This is a genomic window from Geomonas paludis (assembly GCF_014193585.1).
Taxonomy (GTDB): domain Bacteria; phylum Desulfobacterota; class Desulfuromonadia; order Geobacterales; family Geobacteraceae; genus Geomonas; species Geomonas paludis.
This window is the reverse complement of sequence record NZ_BLXY01000011.1, coordinates 106,611-129,762: the sequence shown is the minus strand read 5'-3', so window position 1 is coordinate 129,762 and position 23,152 is coordinate 106,611. Positions and strand designations below refer to the sequence as shown.

Below are 23,152 nucleotides of genomic sequence, written 5' to 3'. Positions count from 1 at the left end.
GCGTCTTGTATGTTTACGATCAAGCAGCTAGATTTTCTGTTCCGGGACATGGCAGTTTGTTCGCGTCTTGGGTTCGAGCCCGTCGCAAAGCGTAAAACGCCATGTCCTCTTCTTCACAGCCCGAACGGTTGCCTGGGCCTGAGCCCGCATCTTCGCAAGAAAGGGACGGAGAAAACATGGAACCTAAAGTAGCTGTAGCTGGTATTGATGTAAGCAAAGAGAATCTCGACCTATTCGTGATCCCTCTGGGTGTTTCACAGCGGTTCGTCAATGATGAGAGCGGCTGCAATCAACTGGTGAAAGTCCTTGCTGAGCTAGCACCATCCCGGGTTATTTTCGAGTCCACAGGAGGACTCGAAATGCTGGCAGCCGGAATTGCTTCTGCGGCGTCACTTCCCGTAGTAATTGTCAATCCCAGGCAGATTCGAGATTTCGCCAAGGCCTGTGGATTACTTGCAAAGACAGACAAGCTTGATGCAAAGGTAATCGCACTATTCGGCCAGAAGATTGAGCCTGACATCCGTCCTCTTAAGGATGAGCCAGCTCAGGAACTATCGGCGCTGATCTCGCGCCGGAGGCAACTCGTCGAGATGCTCACGGCCGAGAAGAACAGACTTTCCGCTGCTCCGAAATCAGTACGAGATGGCATCATCCGCCACATCGAATGGCTGGAGGAGCAGATCCGCTCCTATGATGACGATATATCTCGTTTCATCCAGTCTTCCCCAATGTGGAAGGCAAAGGGGGAGATTCTAACCAGTGTCAAGGGCATTGGTCCTGTGACTGCAGCAACTTTGCTCGCTGCACTCCCCGAGCTGGGATCTGTCACCAGACAACAAATAAGCGCGTTAGTTGGCCTGTGCCCTTACAACCGTGACAGCGGCAGGGTTAAAGGCAAACGCTCGATCTGGGGAGGCCGTGCAGCAGTACGTTGTGTCTTGTACATGGCGGCACTAGCAGCAGTGCGATTTAACCCCACGATAAAAGTCTTCTATGACCGGCTAAGGAACGCCGGTAAGGTGCACAAGGTGGCTATAACCGCTACGATGCGAAAGCTCCTGGTCATACTGAATGCAATGCTCAGAGATAACCAGCCTTGGAGCGATAGCCACGCTTTTGCTTGACAGAGAACACGGTTGCTTTGCGCATTAACAATCGCTTATTCTAGCCTGCTCCACCACCTTGTCAATTAGTCCGTCACCCGGAGCCTGCCTGGCCCGGCGCCTCGATGCGGAACTCGGCCCCGTTGGCGACGTTACGCGCCGAGAGCCTGCCGGGAATGTTCTTCTCGATGATCACCTTGGACATGTACAGCCCGATGCCGGTACCCCGCTCCGGTCCCCTGGTGGTGAAATAGGGGTCGAAGATCTTCTCGATGATCTCCTCCGGGATGCCGCCGGCGTTGTCGCGTATGGTAACCACCGACCGCCCCTGCTCCTCGAACACCGCGACCCGGATCTCGCGGCTGGCGACCTTTCGGTCCAGGAAGGCGTCCCGGGCGTTGAACAGTATGTTGAGGATGGCCTGGGAGAACTCGTTGGGATGCCCGGTGATGACGGGATTGCCACTGATGTGCAGCTCCACCGCGATCTGCAGGGTCTTGAAACTCTCCTGGACCAGGGAGAGCGTTTTCTCCACCACCTCGGCGACCCGGAACGGGACCGACTCCTTGTCCGGCTTGAAGAAGTTCCTGAAGTCGTCGATGGTCCTCGAGGTGTGGCCCAGCACCTTCATGAACCTGGCGACACTCTCGCCCAGGTACTCGCGGGAGAGCCCGCCCCGGTCGTACATGACCGGCAGTTCCTGGACGATCAGCCCGAGCTCGTTGAGCGGCTGGCGCCACTGGTGCGCGATGTTGCTGATCATCTCTCCCAGGGCGGCCAGGCGGTTTTGCTGCAGGAGCATGCGCTCCTTCTCCCCCAGTTCCTCCAGCGCCTGCAGCCGCTGCGCCGTTTCCTCCTCCAGTTCGAACAGGGTCCGCGTCAGCTCTTCGTGCTGCAGTTCGATCTTGCGCCTGCTTTCTTCCAGGTCCGCGGTGCGCTGCGCCACCCGCTGCTCCAGTTCCTGCTTGGCCTGTTCCAGCGCGCCGATCAGTTCGCAGTTACGATAGCTGATGCCGATGATGGCGGCGGTGCCCATCAAGAGGCTCACGTCCCTCTCCACCAGGGGGCGCTTGGTCTTCACGTTCTCGGCGGTGAGGACACCCAGGGAGACCCCGTCCGACACCACGGGGCAACAGATGAAGGCCCGGGTGCCGTTCTTCATCGCGCAGGCCAGCGTCCGCTGCCCCAGCGTCTCCTTCTCCTGTTCCAGGTTGTTCACCAGAAACGGCCGCTGCTCATTGAGGCAGGCGACATAGACGTCCTCCCCGTCGCCGCCGTGGTCCAGGGGGAGGTCGAGGCCGTTCAGGCAGGCCAGCTCCCCCGCGCCGTAGCCGTAGCTGGCGCGCAGCTGCAGCCGCCCCTCCTGGGCGTTGACCAGGAAGATGGCGCCCCGGTCGTACTCGAGCCTGCGCTGCATGATGTCCGCCACGTCCATGAGCATCTCCTCGAGACGGGTGAGGTTGCCCAGGCGCTGTCCTATCTCGTGGGTCAGCATGGCGTTGTTGTAATTGAGATCGATCTGCTCCAGCAGGTTCTCGATGGAGTGGTTGGTGCTGCTGAGCCCTTCCTTGATAGCCCTCTTCTCGCTCATCTCCGCTGCCAGCCAGACCAGGAGAAAAAGCGCCAGCGAGCCGAGCAGGATCTCCGGGGCACCCCGCCCCTGCAGCGCCACCAGGAGCACCAGGTTGACCGCGACCAGGACCGGCAACAGGACGTTGCGCGCCTTCTTCAGGTAGGTGTAGGGGCTCTTCTCCCAGGTGACGATGTAGCGGCAGACCGGGTCGCCGCGGAACACGCACTCGGGCTGCTGTATGGTGGGGAGGTGGCGGATTTCCGGGAAGTACTGCAGGTCGGTGAGCTTGTGGTTGAACATGAGCACGATGGCCTCGAAGAAGCCGATGCGGTTCTCGCACTGGTACTGCTTCTCCAGCCCCGGCTCCACCGGGGTGACCGTGATCTCGACCATGTTGGAGGCGAGCGGGCGCGAGTTGTAGGTGGTGCTCCTGGTGAAGTTGGCCGTGGCCTTGCTGATGATGTCGAAGGTGCTGGAGGCGTCCACGAGCCCCAGGATGTACTGGCGCATGGCCCCCAGCACGTCGGGGGAGGCGGCGTAGCGTCCCGCCTCGCGCGCGATCTTCGGGTTGCCGGTCATCTGCAGCAGCCGCTCGTAGAAGCGGTCCACTTGGTCCTGCCGGAACCAGTGCGCCTGGTCGGCCACCTCGTAATCCTTCATCCCGGCGTACGCCAGGAGCTCGTTGATGTCGACGTGGCTGTACTTGTGCTTCACCAGCAGGATGAAGGAGTTGATGATCCTGCTGTTGTACAGCGGCATGTCGCGCAGGCGGGATGGTTCCATTCAGGCTCCGGCGGGCTTCACTGCCCTTTGGGGTGTCCCTTGAAAAGTCCGTCGCAATACTGCAGAAAGTGGTCGCTGTAGTGCATGTCCAGGGTCCAGAGCAGGTAGCTCTTCTCGCGCGGCAGCCCCTTCTCCTCCACGTAGGCGTGCGGGAAGGTGAGCACCGGCATCCCCTCCCCCTGGTAGTGCCGGCTCACCTGCCTCAGGGAGAGCGCGATCAGCTCCGGGGGCGTTTCCTGGTCGATGACCACCGCGGTGACGCAGTTGGTGAGCTCGGCCATGTTGAAACCGGCGTCGGTGCAGTTGACCAGGAACAGGGCTTTCAGGCCGCCCCCCCTGCGCAGCGAGTAGAGGTAGAGCTCCTTGTGGAAGCCGAGGTTGCGGTAGTCGTCGTTGACCTCGCTGCTGCCGGCCGCGCCCGGGGTAAGGTCGAAGGCGTCGATCATCAGCCCCGCGGAGACGTGGCGGTAGAAGCGCCCCAGTTCGGTCAGGTCGAAGTCGCTGCTCACGGAGAGCACCCACGGCTCCGGCCAGGGGGGCTCGTCCCCCTCCGGGCGGTAGTGGGAGTAGGCAAACAGGTCCAGGGAGCAGCTTTTCTGGTCGCCGTGCTTGTGGGCGAAGCCGCCGAAGACCCGGGCCGGGAACTTGTTGTCCGGGCGGTAGTAGCAAAAGACGTAGCGCAGGTGGGCGAAGGGGAAGCTCTCCAGCTCGTTCAGGTACTGTCCCACCTGTTCCAAAACGGCCAGCCCCGCCCTGACCGATGCGGACTTTCTGGCGGCGTGGTGGTGGATGAGCCAGGAGTTCTGGTAGAAGCGCACCATGGCCAGGTGCCCCAGGATGGCGCCCCGGTCCAGGTAGATGAAGTGCCGGGCGATGTGCGGGTTCTCGCTGTACAGCCTGGCGTAGGTCTCCTTGATCCGTTCCTTGTTGGCCTGGAAGTAGGCGTACTTGCCGGGATAGATGAAGCCGGTCTGGAAGAAGAAGTCCCACAGGTCGTCCAGGTCCACCTCGGTACTGACGTAGGCGTTGCGGTCGGCCGCCTGGTGCAGGATGGAAAGGAGCTTGACGTGGTCGCGGATCTCCATCTCCAGGATGGCGCAGCCGCAGCGGGCGCTCCGCTCCTCCCCCTCCTCCCCGGTGACGTTGCGCGAGAGCACCTGGGCCAGGCACTCCAGGGTCAGCCCCTGGGCGAAGGTGATCTTCACCCCCGGCATCATCATGCCCGGCAGCAGCACCGATTCCCCCTCGTTCTCCTCCACCGAGAAACCGGTGCCGGAGAGGTCCCCCATCTTCAGGTTGACCCTTTTGCCGATGAGCGGGTGGTCGAACACGATGTTGGGCGATGGCACCAGTTCTTTGCGTGCGTTGCGGTAGGCCTTGGGCCGGAAGCGGCGGAAGTTGTCCTGATGCTGTTTCAAGACGAAGGAGCAGCGCCGGTTGTCGCTGTCGAGGGACAGGATGTCGAAGCTCCCCGAGAAGATCAGGGCGTCGCCGCGTGACAGTTTCAGGTGCACCGGCTCGTCCGTATTGATCCAGTTGAGCGCCTCGGGGCGCTGCCAGGTCCCGGTGACCCGCAGCGTGACCGGAGTGAAGTCGACCAGTTCGCAATCGAAGAGCACGCCGTGCTGCAGCAGTTGCGCGCTGACCTCGTTGGCGGGATGGCGACGGATCTTCCTGGCCTGGAACTCGCGGCAGGCGGTCGGGAGCAGCAGGGACAACCCGGCATCATCGATGGAGAGCAACTCGGAGTTCACCACCAGGTACTTCCTCCCATCGGCGATGAGGAGGTAGGCGAACCGGTACGTCTTCAGGATCTGCTGGATGCTCCACGGCTCGTCCCAGCGGCACTCCAACTGCTCTCCCGCACACGGCTCGGGCCGGGCGCGAAGCAGGATGGCGTCGTCGTAGACCAGGTGCTTCAGGCACACCAGCACGGTCTGGTCCTGGAAATTGATGTAGTTCAGGCGGTTCACCAAGTGGCTGCGGCTGACGCTCTTGCCGGTCGCCGGGCTCTCGGCATCGGATGGGACTGCACGAAGTGTGGTTACCGCGTCTCCCATGTGTCCCTCCCGGGCGGTCCAGGACGGTTTGCTGGCGCGAGTTTGGCAACGGAATCAGACAGACGTGCCGCTTTGCTCCTGGGCCGGCGGGTGGGCCGCAAGCTCGGGCGCGACGTTGAGCCCCAGCCAGTACTGCACCAGGTTCTGCATCATCACCAGGAGCGCGTTGAATGAGTTGGGCTTGAACAGGAAGGAGTTGCAGCCAAGCTCGTAGGCCCGGTTCAGATCCGCCGCCGGCACCGGCGTGGTGAGCACGACCACCGGCAGCCGTTTCAGGGCCGGCTGTTCCCTGAGCCACGACAAAAGCCCCACCCCCGAGATGTGCGGCAGCTGCAGGTCGAGCAGCATCAGGACCGGCATCGGGTAGCTGTCCCGGTCCTGGAACACCCCGCGTCCGCTCAGGTAGCCGATGGCTTCTTCGCCGTCCCTGGCGCTCTGTACCGGCGTTATCACGCCCACCCGCTGCAGGGCGAGCCTGGTGAAGTGGGCCTGGTCCTGGTCGTTGTCGACCAGGAGGATGGTGTGGTGCACGTAGCTCATGGTCCCCCCGGCGCTATTGCGCTCTCCTGAGTTCGATCCAGAACCGGCTCCCCTCCCCTTCCTTCGATTCCAATCCGATGCGTCCCCCCAGGCGCTGCACCGCCTTGCGCACGATGGCCAGCCCCACCCCGGTCCCGGGGTAGCTCTCCATGCTGTGCAGACGCTCGAAGATCTTGAAGATCCGCTCCTGGTGCTGCGGGGCGATGCCGATGCCGTTGTCCTCGACGTATAGGCGGCAGTACTCCTGCGACTCGTCGGTCCAGATGCGCAGCAGGGGGACCACCCCCTTGGGGACGAACTTGATGCCGTTGGTCATCAGGTTCAGCACCACCTGCACCAGCACCACGTGGTGCCCGATCACGGTCGGCATGTCCTGGGCGATTTCCAGGCGGTAGGCTTTGCCCCCTGCGGCCAGTTCCAGTTGCTGGGACGCGTCGTGCACCACCTGGCCCAGGCGCACAGGCTCCAGGGTGATCTCCTGCCTGCTGACCCGGCTGTAGGCGAGCAGGTCCTGGATGAGCCGGTCCATCCCTTGCGCGGCGGTCTTGATGCGCACCAGGTAGGCGTTGCGCTCGGCGGGTGTCTGCAGCTCGTCGTCCAGAAGGATCTCGGCGAAGGCCTGCATGGCGCGGATGGGAGCACGGAGATCGTGGGAGACCGAGAAGGCAAAGGTGTCCAGTTCCTCGTTGATCTCCTCGAGCTGCGCGGTGCGTTCGGCGACGCGACGGTCCATGGTGGCGGCTTCTTTTTCCAGCTTCGCGGTGAGGTCGGCAATTTCCGCCTCTTCCTCGCGGTAGCGCGTGCAGTCACTGATCACCATGCCGATGTGGTTGTCGGTCAGGGCGAAGATGCGGACCCGGTAGAAGAACTCGTCCCGGTAGACCTCGCCCAACTCCAGGGACCCCCCGAACGCCGCCAGGCGGTGGCAGTGGTCCTTGAACCGGTCCGGGTCGAACCATCCGGGAAAGCAGTCGGTCACCAGGCAATTGTCGAAGTTGAACGACTTGCAACGGCACAGCCTGACCGCCGCGGGGTTCAATTCGATCACCTGTGGGGGAGCCTCGGGATTGCGCACGTCCAGGTGCAGAATGGCGAGTGCCTCCCGCATGTTGGTGAACATCAATCGGTAGAGCTGCTCTGCCTGCTGCATGTCCATGGCGGGCTCTCCTTGGCAAATGCAGAAGAGTATAGCGAAGTAAGATTTGTTTGCACTAATGTTTTGTCGTGCTAACCGACATGGATCAAAGGGAGGGATTGCGGCGGCGGCGCGGCGGGGACAGTTCTCTATTTCCGGGATATGTAAGGATTTCCGTCCAGGTAGAAGCTCAGGGGCTTGCTGGCCCAGAGGCCCGAGTAGTCGACACCGACACGGGGGCGCGCCACCACCTGGCGCGGCTCGTTGCCGTCCCGGGGAGCGATGAAGAAATCCGCGCTCACCAGGTCGTGCCCGTTGTGGCGCAGGTCGATCCCCATGGCACGGCACAGAAGCCCCGGCCCCTGGGTCCGGTCGCGCAGGTTCTGCACCGGTTCCAGGGCGCGCAGCAGGACGGCGCAGGCGTTGCCTTCCCGTTCGGTCACCACGTTCATGCAGCAGTAGATCCCGTAGATGAGATAGACGTAGGCAAAACCGGGCGGGCCGAAGAGGATACGGGTGCGCGGCGTCAGCCCCTTCGAGGAGTGCGCCGCCAGGTCGCTCTCGCCGAGATAGGCCTCCACCTCGACGATCTTGCCCACCCTCACCTCTCCGGCCAGGTTGTGGACCAGGAAGGCGCCCAGGAGATCGTGCGCGACTTCAACCGTGTCGCGGTCGTAGAAGGCGCGCGGCACCGGGGTCAGCGCGGTCATGGACGCCTCCTAGATCAGTCCTTCCTTCTTGAGGGATTTCACCACCTTGTGCGCCAGGTCCTTCCCCACCTTGGTGACGTTCTCCGGCTCCATGGTCTGCATGGTCGAGGCCCACACGAGCTTGTCCGAGCCCAGGTCGAACAGGTTCACCTGCATGGTGGCTACGTCGTAGGTGGACACGTAGGTCGGTCCGTACAGGGCCATGGAGCGGTAGTAACCGGGGAAGTCCCAGTCCGGGAACGCGGGCGGATACCAGTAGCCTGGATACGGCGTGGCGACGCCGCTGGGCTGCACCGTGGTCTGCTTTTCCACCTTGATGGTCTGCACGGTCAACACACCCTGCGAACCGGTGGAGCGCACCGCGCGGTCCAGTGCATGCCAGTCCGGCAGCTTCACCTGCGACAGGATGGTGTAGCTGGCGACCGCCTCGACCCCTTGCCGGTGCAGCTCGCTGACCAGCATGTCCTCGTACACGGCACGGCTCCCCTCCTTCCTGGCGAAGCTGACCACGAGTACCTTGTGCAAACGGCTGCCGCTTAGAACAGGGTTGCGCCAGGTATCCACGACAGAAACCGAAGCGCAGGAGCAGAGCATGGTGGTCAAACACAACACTACGGCGATCCTGATCAGGTTGCGCATGTGTCACCTCCGTTAACGGTTGGAATTGGCGTGCTGGCAAGGCTTTGGAAGGGGGTTCGGGGAAGATTGGAAATATTTATACCAAGTTGCTGCGGGTTGGCAATCGTATATACTGGGGTGGTCAATCATTAGCGCCTCCCCTGCGCCGGATTCGTTAACAACATCGTAAGGCAGCGCACTTCAGGCCACAACATTGACTCAGGAGGCAAGGCCATGGAAAATTTCAAACGCGTTCTCGTGGTCAACAGGATGAGCGAATACTGCCGGGATGCCGTCCAGGCAGGCGTCTCCATCGCCAGGAGATACGGCTCCGAACTGATGGTGCTCCATATCGCCACCAATCCCGAAGGGACCATGAGTATGGCGGGAGGCGCGCTCAACGCCCCCAGCGCCATTCCGGACGAGGTGAAGAACTACGCCAGCATCAGGGAGCGGGCCAAGGACGAACTGGACCAGATGATCGGGCAGGAGATACGCGCGGGGCTTCCCATCAAGGTCATCATCAAGGAAGGCAAGCCGGTCGACGAGATCATGCAGGTGGTCAAGGACGAGAAGATCGACCTCATGGTGCTGCTGGCCCATGAAGAGGGGCGTATCGAACACATGCTCTTTGGCCGCGACAACGATGCCATCCTGCGTCGCATGCCCTGCAGCATTCTGCTGATTAAGAGGGAGCCTGAAGCTGTCAACTGGTAACTCGCGCAAACGAGGGGAGATTGCCCATGCAACGATGGACCTGCACCATTTGCCAGTATGTGTACGACCCGGACGAGGGAGACCCCGTCAACGATGTCCCGCCCGATATCTCCTTCGAAGAGTTGCTGCCGGACTGGCACTGTCCCGTGTGCAAGGCGGCCAAGAGCTTCTTCGAACCGTATCCCGAGGAGCCGGAGCGCTGACACAAAAACGATGATTGGATGAAACCTGCAGGGGCAGGTCCCGGGACCTGCCCTTTTCTTTGTCGTGGAATTACAGGAAGGGATGCCCCGCGGGGTCTTCGGCTGCGAACAGTTCACAGTCGGGATGCTTGCAGACGATGTCATAGCCGACCGGCAGGGCGTAACGGCATTCGGCTTCATCCAGGGAGCAGTAGAACAAAAGCTTGTTGGTACCAGGCATTGCGGCGCCCACACTGGTCGTTCTGCACTCGGAGAAGCAACTCCTTCGTTTTTTCAGTCGACATCCGGATTTTCGCATGGCAACCTCTCCATGTTTGAGTGAAGGTGCATAGGCCTTTGCCTCTGACTCTCTATGGTTGAATTCGCTGTGATCCACCTGTAGGGGCGAATAATCATTCGCCCTGAATTATCTGTACCGGGATAATCATTTCGCCCGAGTCGGAGAGTGTAATAAAATTTTTCTAACTGTAAACCTCCCCTGGCGGAGATTCACCCTGATCGAAGAAACGGAACCCTGCCCTGATGACCATCCTGCAAGCGCTCGACGTTACCAAAAACTACCGCATCGGCAGCCGCGACATCACCGTGCTGGACCGGGTCTCCCTGGCGGTGTCCGAGGGGGAATTCCTGGTGGTGAAGGGGGAGAGCGGCAGCGGCAAAACCACCCTGCTCACCATTCTTTCCGGCCTGGACCGCCCGGACCAGGGGCGTGTCTTCATCGAGGGACGCGACATCACCGACCTTGCCGAGGACGCCCTGGCGCCGCTGCGCAACAGCACCTTCGGCTTCGTGTTCCAGTCCTTCCACCTGGTCCCTTCCCTCACCGCCCTTGAGAACGTGACCTTTCCGGCCGAACTGCGCCGGGACCGTGCTGCTCGTGCCAAGGCAGAGGCGCTTCTGGAGCGGGTGGGACTGGCGCACCGCATGACCAGCTTCCCGCACCAGCTCTCCGGCGGCGAAAAGCAGCGCTGCGCCATCTGCCGCGCCCTCATCAACGACCCGCGCATCATCTTCGCCGACGAGCCGACCGGCAACCTCGATTCGGTGAACGGTTCGGCGATACTGCAGATCCTCCTTGAGCTGCAGCGCGAGCGCGGCACGACCCTGCTCATGGTCACCCACAGCCCGGAAATTGCCGGGAGTGCGGACCGCGTGGTGACGCTCAAGGACGGGCGGGTGGTGACGGACGCGACGCATGGTTAACCTGCGTTTCATCGTGCGCCAGATGACGGGGGCGAAGCGGCAGTGCGCCGTCTTCATCCTCTGCGTCGCCCTCTCCATGATCACGCTGGTGTCGCTGGGGAGCTTCCGCGAAAGCGTGGAAAGTTCGCTTTTGCGCGACGCCCAGTCGCTGCATGCCGCCGACATCATCGTCAGGTCCCACGCTCCCCTACCCTCCGCAACGGAACAGGAAATTGCCACGCTGGTCCAGCACGGGCAGACAAAAAGTGCCCGGTATTGGGACTTTTACTCGGTCGTTCAGAAAGTAAAAGGTGAAGGTTCCCTGCTCTGCGACCTGAAGGTGGTCGAGCCGGGATATCCCTTCTACGGCCGCGTGCTGCTGCGCTCGGGTAAGCCGCTGGCCGAGGTGCTCAAGCCCGGAACCCTCGTCGTGGAGCAGCAGCTTCTGGACCGCCTGCGCCTGCAGCCCGGGGACTCGCTCAAGGTGGGGAACGCGACGCTGGTTGTGCGCGACGTAGTGCTGCAGGAGCCGGACCGGCCGGTGAACTTCTTCTCGCTGGGACCGCGGGTCTTCGTTGCCGCCGCCGACCGGGAGGCGCTGGGGTTGATCGGCCTGGGAAGCCGGGTGGAACACGTGACCCTGCTCAAAGTGGCGCACCAGAAAGACCTCGACACGATCGCCTCCCGTCTTGCCGCCACGACCGATGAAACCCGCGTCCGTGTCGCCACCTACAAAAACGCCGGCTCCAGAGTGAAGCGCTTCTTCGACAACCTGCTGTTCTTCCTCAACCTGAGCGGGATCTTCACGCTGCTTCTTTCCGGCTTCGGGATCCAGAGCACCCTGTTCGCGCTGTTGAAGGAACAGGAGCGGACCATCGCGGTGCTGAAGGCGCTGGGCGCCAAGAGCCGGTTCATCATCGGACACTTCCTTGCCGTCACCCTGGTCCTCGGCGCCATCGGCACCCTGGTCGGACTCACCGGCAGTTTCCTGCTGCAGGGCTTTCTCCCCTCACTGTTCAGCGGGCTCATCCCGGCCCAGGTAACGCTGCAGATTTCCTTCAACGCCATCTGGCAAGGGATGTTGATCGGCCTTCTGGTGGTGCTCCTGTTCACCGCCCTCCCCCTGTACCGGCTCAAGGAAGTTAAGCCGCGCGCTATCTTCGGCAAGGAGGACGCGGCAGGAATGTGGAGCCGTTCGACCTGGATCATCGCCGGGTTGGGGGCTCTCTTTTTCCTCTCCATGGTGCTGATCCGGCTGCGCGACTTGAAGACCGGCCTTTACTTCATGCTCGCCCTGCTCGGACTCATCCTGGTTTCCTACCTGCTCGCTGCCCTGGTGCTGCGGCTGTTGAGAAAGAGCACGCCCGGGAGCCTGGCGCTCAGGCAGGCCCTCAAGGGGCTGTTCCGCCCGCACAACGCCTCCCTCTCCATCATCGTCACGCTCTCCGCCGCGCTCGGCGTGATCTTTTCGCTCACCCTCGTGGAAAAGAACCTCGATGCCAGCTTCATAACGTCCTTTCCCCCCGGGGCTCCCAACGTTTTCCTGATCGACATCCAGCCTGACCAGAAGGAAGGCTTGGCGCGGCTTTTGGGGCCGGGGGCGAGGTACTACCCCATCGTAAAGGGGACGGTAAGCGCCGTGAACGAGAAACCGATCGACCCAGAGCAGGAGCGCAAGTCGCGCGGCGACAACCTCGGCCGGGAGATGAACCTCACCTACCGCAACGAACTCCTTGCCGACGAGCGTATCGTCTCCGGCGGCACGCTGTTTCGCAAGGACTGGGGCGACGCGCTGCAGGTTTCCGTGCTGGACACGGTGCTCAAGATGCACGACATGAAGGTGGGCGACAGCATCACCTTCAAGATCCAGGGCGTCCCGATGACCGCCCGCATAGCCAGTATCCGCACCCGCACCAGCAGCGGTTTCACGCCCTTTTTCTATTTCGTTTTCCCGCCGGACGCACTTGCCGGAGCGCCGCACACCATCTTTGCCGCGGTAAGGGTGGACAAGGAACGCATCAGCGCGCTGCAGAACCAGGTGGTCGACCAGTTCCCCAACGTGAGCGTCATCGACCTCACCGAAACGGTAGTGATCTTCGGGCGCATCATGGGCAAACTCTCCACCATCGTCCGCTTTTTCACCTCATTCAGTATCGTAGCCGGGGTGCTGATTGTGGTAAGCTCGGTGTTCGCGACCCGCTACGCCCGGATCCAGGAAGCGGTCTATTTCACCATCCTCGGCGCCAGGCGCAGCTTCGTGCTGGCCGTTTTCACCGCCGAGAACCTGCTGCTGGGGTTGGTCAGCGGCGCCATTGCCCTGTTGATGTCCCAGGTGGCCAGCCTGCTCATCTGCCGCAAGGGGTTGGACATGGAATACCGCCCCTACCCTGCCGACAGCCTGCTGTTGGTGGCGGGCACCACGCTGCTGGTGGTTGCGGTCGGCCTGGCCGTCACTCTCCCGCTGCTGCGCCAAAAGCCGGTGACCTTCCTGCGCGAGCAGTCAGACGAGTAGGCAAGTGGGCGGGGACTGGCTCCGAAAGGTGCCTGTCCCCTTTGGTTTACGGCACCTGCTTCACAGTTCAAACGATGCGGACTAAGGGGACAGGCACCTGCGGAGCCAGTCCCCTCAAGCGGCGTCACCTGCTTTACGCAAAGGAGAACCTAATGCGCAACCTTTTCACCATATTCACCCTGGCTCTCTGCACCGTCACTGGCGCCGGACCGGCCCTGGCCGCGGGCGCAGCGAAACCCGCGAGCCACGGCACCATCGTCGCCTTCGGCGACAGCCTCACCGCCGGATACGGCATCCGCGAGTCCGAGGCCTACCCCGCCCAGTTGCAGCGCAAACTGCACCAGGCCGGCTACCAGTGGACCGTGATCAACGCAGGCATCAGCGGCGAGACCAGCACCGGCGCCCTGGCCCGGGTCGACTGGGTCATGAAGCTCAAGCCGGACATCGTCATACTGGAAACCGGCGCCAACGACGGCCTGCGCGGCCAGGATCCCGACCTCGCCTACCGCAACATCGACAAGATCGTCTCCACCCTGCAGTCCAAAGGCGTGGTCGTGGTTCTGGCCGGCATGAGGATGCTGAGGAACCTCGGCCCTGCCTACACCGGCAAGTTCGCCGCCATCTACCCCCGCGTCGCCAAGGAGCGCAAGGTGATCCTGATCCCGTTCTTCCTGGACAAGGTCGCCGGCAAGGAGGGCCTCAACCTCTCCGACGGCGTCCACCCGACCGCCAAGGGGTACGCCATCGTCACCGAGACCGTCTACCCGTACGTGGTTAAAGCGATCAAACAAAAGGGAGGAGCGTGACTCTCAACGCTCTTCCCGCACTGTTAAAAGTTGCCCTGAACCCGCGTCTTGTCTTGCTTTTTTGCGCGATTTAATGTACAGGTACTCTGTTAAACTGGGCGCAAATACTTACAGCCGGATCCGGCTTTTCGTTGCAGCAATTGACATGATGGGTGGACCTGCCTTCTCCATGCCCGAGCTTTGTCCTTCTGCCGATCCAGTACCAACAGCCATCACAACTCCGCTGCAAATTCGTGGCAACAGGAGAATGCCGTTTGGATCTTTTCACACTTCAGGGTGAGCCTGGCGCTTGCTCTGCCAAACCCGAGAGTTCCGGTCCTGCCGTTATGAGTCTTAGAGACGCGCTCCGCGTCGTGCGTCATCCCCTGTACCTGGTACAGCGCGACGGCGCGCTGGTCCCTCAGTTGGGCGGCGCCGGCAGCGTTGCTTCCTGCGTCGGCTATGCCCCGGCCTGCCTTCCGGAAAATCTGGGTGACCCCTCATTCTGCCGCGAGATCGGCATCCGCTACCCGTACCTGGGCGGCTCCATGGCCAAGGGGATCAGTTCCGCAGCCATGGCCGAGGAGCTCGGGCGCGCGGGGATGCTGGGTTTCTTCGGCGCCGCCGGCCTGCCCATCTCCACGGTCTCGGATACCGCCGACCGCCTCAAGCAGTCCCTGGGCGACATCCCCTACGGCTTCAACCTGATTCACTCCCCGCACGAGCCGGAGCTGGAAAAGGAGCTGGCCGAGCTGTATATCCGCAAGGGTGTGCGTATCATCGAGGCCTCGGCGTTCCTGGCGCTGACCCTCCCCCTGGTGCGCTACCGGCTGCACGGCATCAAGCGCGCCGCCGACGGCAGCATCGTCACGCCCAACCGGATCATCGCCAAGGTTTCCCGCGAGGAGTTGGCGGCCAAGTTCTTCGCGCCGGCCCCTGAGAAGCTGCTGCGCGCCCTGGTCGAGAACGGCTCCATCACCGCCGAACAGGCCGAACTGGCCGCCCATGTGCCGCTGGCGCAGGACGTCACCGCCGAGGCCGATTCCGGCGGGCACACCGACAACCGCCCGGCCATGGCCCTGTTCCCGACCATCAACTCCCTGGCCGCACGGCTGGAGCGCCAGTACGGCTACGACTGCAAACTGCGCGTCGGCCTCGGCGGAGGCGTCTCCACGCCGGCTTCGGCCGCAGCCGCCTTTGCCATGGGCGCCGCCTACGTCATGACCGGGTCGGTAAACCAGGCCTGCGTCGAGTCCGGCACCTCCGACACCGTGCGCGGCATGCTGGCCGGCACCCGCCAGGCCGATGTCACCATGGCCCCCGCCGCCGACATGTTCGAGATGGGTGTCACCGTTCAGGTCCTGAAGCGCGGCACCATGTTCCCGATGCGCGCCGCCAAGCTGTACGACCTGTACCGCGCCTACGGCAGCATGGACGAGATTCCCGCCGCCGAGCGGGAAAAGCTGGAAAAGACCATGTTCCTGGCACCGCTGGAAGAGATCTGGCGCGGCACCCGGGACTACTTCCTCAAGCGCGACCCGTCCCAGGTGGAGCGCAGCGAGCGCGACCCGAAACACAAGATGGCGCTGGTCTTCCGTTGGTACCTCGGCATGGGGGCACACTGGGCCAAAGACGGCGTCGAAAACCGCAAGATGGATTACCAGGTATGGTGCGGCCCCGCCATGGGCGCCTTCAACGAATGGGCCGCCGGCTCCTTCCTGGAGGCAGCCGCCGAGCGCAAGATCGTGACCGTCGCGCTCAATATCCTGCACGGTGCGGCGCACCTGACCCGCGCCAACTTCCTGCGCAGCCAGGGCATCGAGCTGCGCCTGGAAGAGATCGCACCGCAACCCCTCGAAATCGCTCAAATCAAGGAGTACCTTTGTTGAAAACTGATGATCTGAAACCTGCCGTCTCCAGCAACGGAACTCAGCTTGCCATCATCGGCATCGGTTGCCTCTTCCCGCAGGCCGCGGATAAAAACGCCTACTGGGCCAACATCAAGGACGGGGTCGACGCCATCACGGAAATCCCCTCCACCCACTGGCCGGTGGATGCCTATTACGACGAGGACCAGAAGAGCCCGGACCGCACCTACGGTCGCCGCGGCGGCTTCCTCTCGCCGGTCGATTTCAACCCGATGGAATTCAACATCCCGCCCAACGTGCTGGAGGCGATCGACACTTCCCAGCTGCTGGGGCTGGTGGCCGCCGGGCAGGCACTCAAGGACGCCGGTTACGGCCCTGAGCGTGCCTTCGACAAGAGCAACGTCTCCGTTATCCTGGGCGTCACTGGCACGCTGGAGCTGGTAATCCCGCTGGGGGCGCGTCTCGGCCACCCGGTCTGGCGCTCCGCCCTCAAGGACGCCGGTGTCGACGAGGAAACCGCCAAGGATGTCGTCGAGCGCATCTCCGACTCCTACGTGCCGTGGCAGGAAAACTCGTTCCCTGGTCTTTTGGGCAACGTGGTGGCAGGCAGGATCAGCAAACAGTACGACCTGGGCGGCACCAACTGCGTCGTCGACGCCGCCTGCGCCAGTTCCTTCAGCGCGCTGCACCTGGCCTCCATGGAACTCATGTCGGGTAAGTCGGATATCGTCGTCAGCGGCGGCATCGACACCTTCAACGACATCTTCATGTACATGTGCTTCAGCAAGACCCCGGCGCTCTCCCCCACCGGCAACGCCAAGCCGTTCGACGTTTCCGCCGACGGCACCATCCTGGGCGAAGGTCTCGGCATCGTGGTGCTGAAGCGTCTCGCGGACGCAGAGCGCGACGGGGACAAGATCTACGCGGTGATCCGCGGCGTCGGCTCTTCCAGCGACGGCAAAGGTGACGCCATCTACGCCCCCAGCTCCGCCGGCCAGAAGAAGGCGCTGCTGAACGCGTACAAAAACGCGGGCGTCACCCCGGAAACCATCGGCATGCTGGAAGCCCACGGCACCGGCACCAAGGTCGGCGACGCCGTCGAAGTGAGCGCGCTGCGCGAGGTGTACGGCAAGGCCGAGAACCCGTGGTGCGCGCTGGGCTCGGTGAAGTCCCAGATCGGCCACACCAAGGCCGCGGCAGGTTCCGCGGGCCTGATCAAGGCGGCGCTCGCCCTGCACCACAAGGTCATCCCGCCGACTATCAAGGTGCAGACCCCGCAGAGCGTCGTGGTCGGCGACGGCTCCCCCTTCTACCTCCCGGCCGGCAAACGTCCCTGGTTCCCCCGTTCCGATGCGCCGCGCCGCGCCGCGGTGAGCGCCTTCGGTTTCGGCGGCTCCAACTTCCACGTCGTACTCGAGGAGTACCAGCCGAAGAAACAGGGCGTGGATTGGGACGGCAACACCCAGATCCTGGCCTTCTCGGGTGCCGACGGCGCCGCAGTCGCGGCCAAACTCGATTCGGTCCCCACCGATGCCGCCTGGGGAGTCGTGCGCGACTTGGCCCTGGCCTCCCGCACTTCCTTTGATGCCAAAGCCCCCTGCCGCCTCGCGCTGGTCGTGGAGCGCAGCAAGACCAACCTCGCCTCGCTGGTGAAGAACGCCCGCGCCATGCTGGACAAGAACGCGAAATCCGCCTGGCAGACTCCCGACGGCGCCTACTTCGCCTGCGGCGGCGCACCCGGCAAGCTCGGCATGCTGTTCCCCGGCCAGGGCTCGCAGTACACCGGCATGCTCAACGACCTCGCCTGCAGCTTCCCCCAGGTGCTGGACGCCGTTGCTGCCGCCAACGAAGGATTCGTCAGCGCCGACGGCAAGATGCTTTCCGACCTGATCTACCCCCCTTCCGCCTATGATGACGCGACCCGCGCCAGGCAGGAGGAGGAACTGCGCGCCACCCAGGCCGCTCAGCCCGCCATCGGCGCCACCAGCCTCGGTGCGCTGCGCGTGCTGCGTGACTTCGGCGTAGACGCCGATGCTGTTGCCGGTCACAGCTACGGCGAACTGACCGCACTGTGCGCCGCCGGCAGGCTCGACGAGAACGCGCTGCACGAACTGTCCCGCCTGCGCGGCAAGCTGATGGGCGCCGGCTCCGGCGACAAGGGGAGCATGTTGGCCGTCTCCGCGCCGCTGGAGAAAATCGCCGAAGTGGTCGCCTCCGAGAAGCTCGACCTGGTCATCGCCAACAAGAACGCCCCTACTCAGGCCGTTCTTTCCGGCGCCAGCGCCGAGATCAAGCGCGCCGTCACCGTCTTCAAGGGGCTCGGTCTCACCTGCAAGGAACTGCCGGTTGCCGCCGCCTTCCATAGCGCGCTGGTCGCCGACGCCGCCAAGCCGTTCCTCGCCGCCCTGGAAAAAATCGACATGCCGCAGGCGAAGATCCCGGCCTACGCAAACACCACCGCCGCCATCTACCCGGCCGATGCAGCTGCCGCCAAGGCGCAACTGGCTGCCCAGCTCGCCAAGCCGGTCGAGTTCGTGGCCGAGATCGAGGCGATGTACGCGGCAGGCATTACCAACTTCGTCGAAGTCGGCCCGGGCAACCGCCTGACCGGCCTCGTGCAGGCCATCCTCGGTAACCGCCCCCACCTCGCCTTTGCTCTGGACGCTTCCTCCGGCAAGCGCGCCGGTGTCGCCGACCTGGCCCGGACCCTGGCGCAGCTCGCCGTGCTCGGCTATGGCGTCAACCTGGCGCTCTGGGACGAGGGACACACTCCCGCCCCGGCACCGACCGGCAAAAAGCCCGCGTTGACCATTCCGCTCTGTGGCGCCAACTACGTGAAAGCAAAGCCGAAAAAACCGCCCGTTCAGCCGAAACCGGCTGTAGTCGCCGCGGCACCGGTCGCCCCTGTGGCTGCTCCTGCCGCCCCGGTGCAGGCTGCCGCCGTCACTCCGCAGCAGGCGAGCTACCAAGCTGCTGCACCTGCGGCGCCGGCGCACCAGCCGCAGACCATTGCCCAGCCCGCCTCCCACGCGAACCTGAACGAATCCCTGCGCCTGGCGCGTGAAGGCATGGCAGTTCTGCAGAAGATGCAGGAAGATACCGCGCTGCTGCATCGCCGCTTCCTCGAAGGGCAGGAAGCCGCAGCCAAAACCTTCCAGACGCTCCTCGAGCAGCAACAGCGGCTGATCATGGGGGCACCGGTCGCTCCGGTTACCTACGCGGCTCCGACCGCCGTTGCACAGGCCGCACCCGTCGCCGCCCCGCAGGCCCCTGCCTACGTGGCCCCTGTCGCAGCAGCCCCGGCTCCGGCCGCCGCCCCCGTGGCTGCTCCGGCTGTTGCCAAGGCGACTCCGGCGCCGGTCGTTGCCGCGCCCGTGGCGCCCGCCGCTGCGGGGACTGGCTCCGCAGGTGCCAGTCCCCCTTCCCGCGTGACTGAAACCCTTCTGGCCGTCATCTCCGAGAAAACCGGCTATCCCATTGAAATGCTTGAGCTCGACATGGGCATGGACTCCGACCTCGGTATCGACTCCATCAAGCGCGTAGAGATCCTCTCCACCTTGCAGGAGCGTCTGCCGGGTTCCCCCGTTATCGGGCCCGAGCACCTCGGTACCCTGCGCACCCTGGGCGACATCGCCGGTCACCTCGCCGCAGGCGCCGCGTCTGTAGCTGCCGCAGCACCGGCCGCCGCCAGCGCAGTCACCAGCACGGGGACTGGCTCCGCAGGTGCCTGTCCCCCTTCCAACGTGACTGAAACGCTGCTCGCCGTGGTCAGCGAGAAGACCGGTTACCCTGTGGAAATGCTCGAACTTGAAATGGGCATGGACTCCGACCTCGGCATCGACTCGATCAAGCGCGTCGAGATCCTGTCCACGCTGCAGGAGCGCCTGCCGGGCTCCCCGGCCATCGGCCCCGAGCACCTGGGCACCCTGCGCACCCTGGGCGACATCGCCGGCCACCTCGCCGCCGGAGTTGCACCTTCCACCGTGTCCACCGCGTCCACCATGTCCACGGCGTCCACCGTTGCATCTGCCGACGTGACCGCGACACTACTGGCAGTAGTAAGCGAGAAGACCGGCTACCCTGTGGAAATGCTCGAGCTTGAAATGGGCATGGACTCCGACCTCGGCATCGACTCCATCAAGCGCGTCGAGATCCTGTCCACCCTGCAGGAGCGCCTCCCCGGCTCTCCCGCCATCGGTCCGGAGCACCTCGGCACCCTGCGTACCCTGGGCGACATCGCCGGGCATCTCGCCGCAGGCGCCGCACCTTCCATTGCGTCCACCGCGTCCACCATGTCCACGGTGTCCACCATCGCTGCCGCCGATGTGACCGCCACACTGTTGGATGTGGTGAGCGAGAAAACCGGTTACCCGACCGAAATGCTCGAACTCACCATGGGCATGGACTCCGACCTGGGCATCGACTCCATCAAGCGCGTGGAGATCCTGTCCACGCTGCAGGAGCGTCTCCCCGGTTCGCCGACCATCGGCCCCGAGCACTTGGGCACCCTGCGCACTCTGGGTGACATCGCCGGTTTCCTCGGCGCCGGTTCTGCCGTTGCCCCGGCCGCTGCCGCTGTTGCCGCCCCGGCAGCACCCGCTGCACCGGTTGCTTCCCCTGCAGCCGCTGCAGTCGATCATGCCGCCGTCTGCCAAGCCCTGCTCGAAGTTGTCAGCGACAAGACCGGTTACCCGTCCGAGATGCTGGAACTGACCATGGGCATGGATTCCGACCTCGGTATCGACTCCATCAAGCGTGTCGAGATCCTTTCCGCCCTGCAGGAGCGCCTCCCTGCCTGCCCGGCGATCGGCCCGGAGCACCTGGGCACCCTGCGTACCCTGGGTGACATCGCCAATTTCCTCGCGGGCCCGGCACAACCTGCTGCTCCCGCAGTTTCGGCAGCTCCGGCTGCTGCCGAGGTCGCTGCCCCTGCCAATGTAGCAGCAGTACCTGCCGCTGCCGCGCCAGTGGAAAGCCCTGCGCATCCCATCGAGCGCAGCTCCATGACTCCGGTACTGCTCGGCGATAGCGACGACGATGCCATCACCCTCGCCAACGACGGCGAGATCTGGGTAACCGACGACGGTTCCGCATTTGCCGCGGAATTGTGCGGCATCCTGCTCGAACACGGCTGCTCGGTGCGCAAGGTCAACGCGGCCCAGGCACAGCAGATTGCACCGGCCGGGAAGCTTTCCGGCCTGGTCATCTGCGCGCCGGTTGCCGGCACTGACGACCTCTTCCTCGAAAACGCCTTCCGCCTGCTCAAGAACGCGGCGGCAGCCCTGGGTGAGTCCGGGCGCTCCGAGGGCGCGGTTTGCGTCACCGTTTCCCGCCTGGATGGCGCCTTCGGTTTCGGCGCCGGCAAGACCTTGAAGGATCCTCTTTCCGGCGCCTTGGCCGGTCTCACCAAGACCGCCGCTTTCGAGTGGCCTGAAGTGGCCTGCAAGGCCATCGACCTGGGCGAGTTCGCTCATCCCGCAGCCGCCGCAGGCGCCGTGGCCATCGAGATGCTGCGTCGCGGCCCGGTCGAGGTCGGGCTGACTCCGGAAGGCCGCTTCGGCCTGCAGAGCGTCGTACTCCCCGCTGCACCGGCCCCGGCCGATCCGGTCCTGGAAAAAGGTGACGTCGTGGTCATCACCGGCGGCGGACGCGGGGTTACCGCGGTTTCCGCCTTGGCGCTTGCCAAGGAATACCATCCCTTCCTGGTGCTCCTGGGGCGCAGCCCCGAGCCGCAGGAGGAGCCTGCCTGGTTGACCGGCGTCAGCGATGAGGCCGAGATCAAGCGCGCCATCATGCAGAACGCCACCGGTAAGCTGCATCCCCGCGAGATCGAGGAGCGCTACCGCTCCGTGGTGGCCGGGCGCGAACTGCGCGAGACCCTGACCTCCATCGCCGCCACCGGCGCCGAGGCCATCTACCGCTCGGTCGATATCCGCGACCAGAGCGCGATGGAACTGCTGCTCGGCGAGGTCCGTCGCGCCCACGGCCCGATCCGCGGCGTCGTACACGGCGCCGGCGTGTTGGCCGACCGCCTCATCGTGGACAAGACCCCGGAGCAGTTCGAACAGGTCTACAGCACCAAGGTGCATGGTCTGCGCGCCCTGCTGCACGCAACCCGGAACGACGACCTCAAGTTCGTGGCCCTTTTCTCCTCCTCCACCGGCCGTTTCGGCCGCGTGGGCCAAGTCGACTACGCGGTCGCCAACGAGGTGCTCAATAAGACTGCCCAGGCCGAGGCGCGCCGCCGCACCGGCTGCCGCTGCGTCAGCATCAACTGGGGTCCGTGGGACGGCGGCATGGTCACCCCGGCACTGAAGAAGGTGTTCGCTGCGGAAGGGATCGGCGTCATCGGCCTCACCGATGGTGGCGAGTTCCTGGCACGTGAAATCTCCGCTGCCGACGCACCAGTCGAGATCGTCGCCATCGCCCAGCTCCCAGAACAGGTGAGCGCCGCCGCGCCCGTAGCGGGCAAACCGCAGAGCCTGTCCGAGGCCTTCTCGCTCACTTTGACCGTGCCGGAATACCCCTTCCTGCGCTCCCACGTGCTGGACGGCAAGGCGGTGCTCCCCATGGCGGTCATCGTCGAGTGGCTCGCCCACGGCGCGCTGCACGGCAACCCCGGTTTCCGCTTCCACGGTTTCAACGACCTGCGCATCTGCAAGGGCGTGGTCTTCGAGGACAACACCCCGTTCACCCTCAACGTGATGGCGGGCCGTGCCGAAAAGCGCGAGTCGTTCTGGCTGGTTCCGGTTGAACTGTCCAGCCCGGGCGTCAACGGCAAGACCATCCTGCACGCCCGTGCCGAGATCGTGCTGGCCACCAAGCACCCGGAGGGGATCCGCTCCATCAAGGAGATCCCGAGCACTCCGTACGCCCCGCACGATGGCGTGATCTACAACAACGAGCGCCTGTTCCACGGGCCGGACCTGCACGGCATCGAACAGGTTGACGGCTGCTCCGCCAAGGGAATCGCCGCCTCGGTCAAGGGCGCCCCGGCGCCTGCCAAGTGGATCAGGCGCCCCCTGAGGAGTTCCTGGCTCACCGACCCGCTGGTCCTCGACAGCGCCTTCCAGATGATGATCCTCTGGAGCTTCGAGCGTTTCGGCGCCGGTTCCCTCCCCTGCTTCGCCGGGCGCTACCGCCAGTTCCAGGAGTCGTTCCCGCGCGAGGGCGTGCAGGTCGTCATCCGCGTCACCTCCGAGAGCCAGCACGGCGCCAGCGCCGACATGGAGTTCCTCGACCGCAGCAGCGGCAAACTGGTGGCGCGCCTGGAAGGGTACGAGTGCGTCATCGACCCGTCCCTGAAACAGGCCTTCCAGCGCAACAAGCTTAGGACCGTAACGGTTGTGGGGGCGGCATAGGC

15 protein-coding genes are annotated in these 23,152 nt (G+C 64.0%); 8 read left to right on the top strand and 7 right to left on the bottom strand.

The window, feature by feature from the left end; genetic code table 11:
* Nucleotides 1–176 precede the first annotated feature (176 nt).
* Entirely contained in the window at nucleotides 177–1,124 is a 948-nt protein-coding gene (locus H7687_RS18210) for an IS110 family RNA-guided transposase (RefSeq protein ID WP_183350058.1), read from the top strand.
* A 73-nt stretch (nucleotides 1,125–1,197) separates the two neighbouring features.
* Here H7687_RS18210 and H7687_RS18205 read toward each other — a convergent pair whose 3' ends face one another.
* The 6 genes from H7687_RS18205 to H7687_RS18180 all read right to left on the bottom strand — a co-directional run bounded on the left by H7687_RS18205 (nucleotide 1,198) and on the right by H7687_RS18180 (nucleotide 8,543).
* Complete coding sequence (locus H7687_RS18205) at nucleotides 1,198–3,459, bottom strand: ATP-binding protein (RefSeq protein ID WP_183350056.1); 2,262 nt, start codon at nucleotides 3,457–3,459, stop codon at nucleotides 1,198–1,200.
* Nucleotides 3,460–3,476: 17 nt separating this feature from the next.
* On the bottom strand, nucleotides 3,477–5,519 hold the full coding sequence (locus H7687_RS18200; protein WP_183350055.1) for a pilus assembly protein PilZ: 2,043 nt from the start codon (nucleotides 5,517–5,519) through the stop codon (nucleotides 3,477–3,479).
* 54 nt (nucleotides 5,520–5,573) lie between these two features.
* Complete coding sequence (locus H7687_RS18195) at nucleotides 5,574–6,059, bottom strand: response regulator (protein ID WP_183350053.1); 486 nt, start codon at nucleotides 6,057–6,059, stop codon at nucleotides 5,574–5,576.
* Nucleotides 6,060–6,072: 13 nt separating this feature from the next.
* The gene (locus H7687_RS18190; protein WP_183350051.1) at nucleotides 6,073–7,215 is read right to left on the bottom strand and encodes a sensor histidine kinase; all 1,143 of its coding nucleotides are present in this window, start codon (nucleotides 7,213–7,215) and stop codon (nucleotides 6,073–6,075) included.
* Nucleotides 7,216–7,343: 128 nt separating this feature from the next.
* On the bottom strand, nucleotides 7,344–7,904 hold the full coding sequence (locus H7687_RS18185) for a DNA-3-methyladenine glycosylase (RefSeq protein WP_198424648.1): 561 nt from the start codon (nucleotides 7,902–7,904) through the stop codon (nucleotides 7,344–7,346).
* A 9-nt stretch (nucleotides 7,905–7,913) separates the two neighbouring features.
* Nucleotides 7,914–8,543: a DUF4136 domain-containing protein gene (locus tag H7687_RS18180; RefSeq protein WP_183350049.1), complete on the bottom strand. Its 630-nt coding sequence runs from the start codon at nucleotides 8,541–8,543 to the stop codon at nucleotides 7,914–7,916.
* Between the two features lie 213 nt (nucleotides 8,544–8,756).
* Here H7687_RS18180 and H7687_RS18175 point away from each other — a divergent pair, with 213 nt between their 5' ends.
* Both H7687_RS18175 and H7687_RS18170 read left to right on the top strand, forming a co-directional pair.
* Nucleotides 8,757–9,239, top strand: coding sequence for a universal stress protein (locus H7687_RS18175; RefSeq protein ID WP_183350047.1), 483 nt, complete (start codon nucleotides 8,757–8,759; stop codon nucleotides 9,237–9,239).
* Between the two features lie 26 nt (nucleotides 9,240–9,265).
* Nucleotides 9,266–9,442 (top strand): rubredoxin, encoded by a 177-nt coding sequence (locus H7687_RS18170; RefSeq protein WP_183350044.1) that lies wholly within the window; start codon nucleotides 9,266–9,268, stop codon nucleotides 9,440–9,442.
* Nucleotides 9,443–9,512: 70 nt separating this feature from the next.
* On the opposite strand, the gene H7687_RS18165 is transcribed toward H7687_RS18170, so the two are convergent.
* A complete protein-coding gene (locus H7687_RS18165) occupies nucleotides 9,513–9,662 on the bottom strand; it encodes a hypothetical protein (RefSeq protein WP_246404985.1) in 150 nt (49 codons plus the stop codon).
* A gap of 302 nt (nucleotides 9,663–9,964) precedes the next feature.
* Between H7687_RS18165 and H7687_RS18160 the strand changes: the two genes are divergently transcribed.
* The 5 genes from H7687_RS18160 (at nucleotide 9,965) to H7687_RS18140 (ending at nucleotide 23,150) form a co-directional block, all read left to right on the top strand.
* Nucleotides 9,965–10,645 (top strand): ABC transporter ATP-binding protein, encoded by a 681-nt coding sequence (locus tag H7687_RS18160; protein ID WP_183350040.1) that lies wholly within the window; start codon nucleotides 9,965–9,967, stop codon nucleotides 10,643–10,645.
* Complete coding sequence (locus tag H7687_RS18155; RefSeq protein ID WP_183350038.1) at nucleotides 10,638–13,136, top strand: ABC transporter permease; 2,499 nt, start codon at nucleotides 10,638–10,640, stop codon at nucleotides 13,134–13,136. The genes H7687_RS18160 and H7687_RS18155 overlap by 8 nt, the downstream gene beginning before the upstream one ends.
* 152 nt (nucleotides 13,137–13,288) lie before the next feature.
* Nucleotides 13,289–13,942: an arylesterase gene (locus tag H7687_RS18150; protein ID WP_183350036.1), complete on the top strand. Its 654-nt coding sequence runs from the start codon at nucleotides 13,289–13,291 to the stop codon at nucleotides 13,940–13,942.
* Nucleotides 13,943–14,196: 254 nt separating this feature from the next.
* Nucleotides 14,197–15,810, top strand: a complete 1,614-nt coding sequence (locus H7687_RS18145; RefSeq protein WP_183350034.1) for a PfaD family polyunsaturated fatty acid/polyketide biosynthesis protein — start codon at nucleotides 14,197–14,199, stop codon at nucleotides 15,808–15,810.
* Nucleotides 15,807–23,150, top strand: coding sequence for a type I polyketide synthase (locus H7687_RS18140; protein WP_183350032.1), 7,344 nt, complete (start codon nucleotides 15,807–15,809; stop codon nucleotides 23,148–23,150). The genes H7687_RS18145 and H7687_RS18140 overlap by 4 nt, the downstream gene beginning before the upstream one ends.
* Nucleotides 23,151–23,152 lie beyond the last annotated feature (2 nt).

Coding starts and splice junctions, on each gene's coding strand:
- H7687_RS18210 (WP_183350058.1), top strand. CDS start 177: ATGGAACCTAAAGTAGCTGTAGCTGGTATTGATGTAAGCAAAGAGAAT.
- H7687_RS18205 (WP_183350056.1), bottom strand. CDS start 3,459: ATGGAACCATCCCGCCTGCGCGACATGCCGCTGTACAACAGCAGGATC.
- H7687_RS18200 (WP_183350055.1), bottom strand. CDS start 5,519: ATGGGAGACGCGGTAACCACACTTCGTGCAGTCCCATCCGATGCCGAG.
- H7687_RS18195 (WP_183350053.1), bottom strand. CDS start 6,059: ATGAGCTACGTGCACCACACCATCCTCCTGGTCGACAACGACCAGGAC.
- H7687_RS18190 (WP_183350051.1), bottom strand. CDS start 7,215: ATGGACATGCAGCAGGCAGAGCAGCTCTACCGATTGATGTTCACCAAC.
- H7687_RS18185 (WP_198424648.1), bottom strand. CDS start 7,904: ATGACCGCGCTGACCCCGGTGCCGCGCGCCTTCTACGACCGCGACACG.
- H7687_RS18180 (WP_183350049.1), bottom strand. CDS start 8,543: ATGCGCAACCTGATCAGGATCGCCGTAGTGTTGTGTTTGACCACCATG.
- H7687_RS18175 (WP_183350047.1), top strand. CDS start 8,757: ATGGAAAATTTCAAACGCGTTCTCGTGGTCAACAGGATGAGCGAATAC.
- H7687_RS18170 (WP_183350044.1), top strand. CDS start 9,266: ATGCAACGATGGACCTGCACCATTTGCCAGTATGTGTACGACCCGGAC.
- H7687_RS18165 (WP_246404985.1), bottom strand. CDS start 9,662: ATGCCTGGTACCAACAAGCTTTTGTTCTACTGCTCCCTGGATGAAGCC.
- H7687_RS18160 (WP_183350040.1), top strand. CDS start 9,965: ATGACCATCCTGCAAGCGCTCGACGTTACCAAAAACTACCGCATCGGC.
- H7687_RS18155 (WP_183350038.1), top strand. CDS start 10,638: ATGGTTAACCTGCGTTTCATCGTGCGCCAGATGACGGGGGCGAAGCGG.
- H7687_RS18150 (WP_183350036.1), top strand. CDS start 13,289: ATGCGCAACCTTTTCACCATATTCACCCTGGCTCTCTGCACCGTCACT.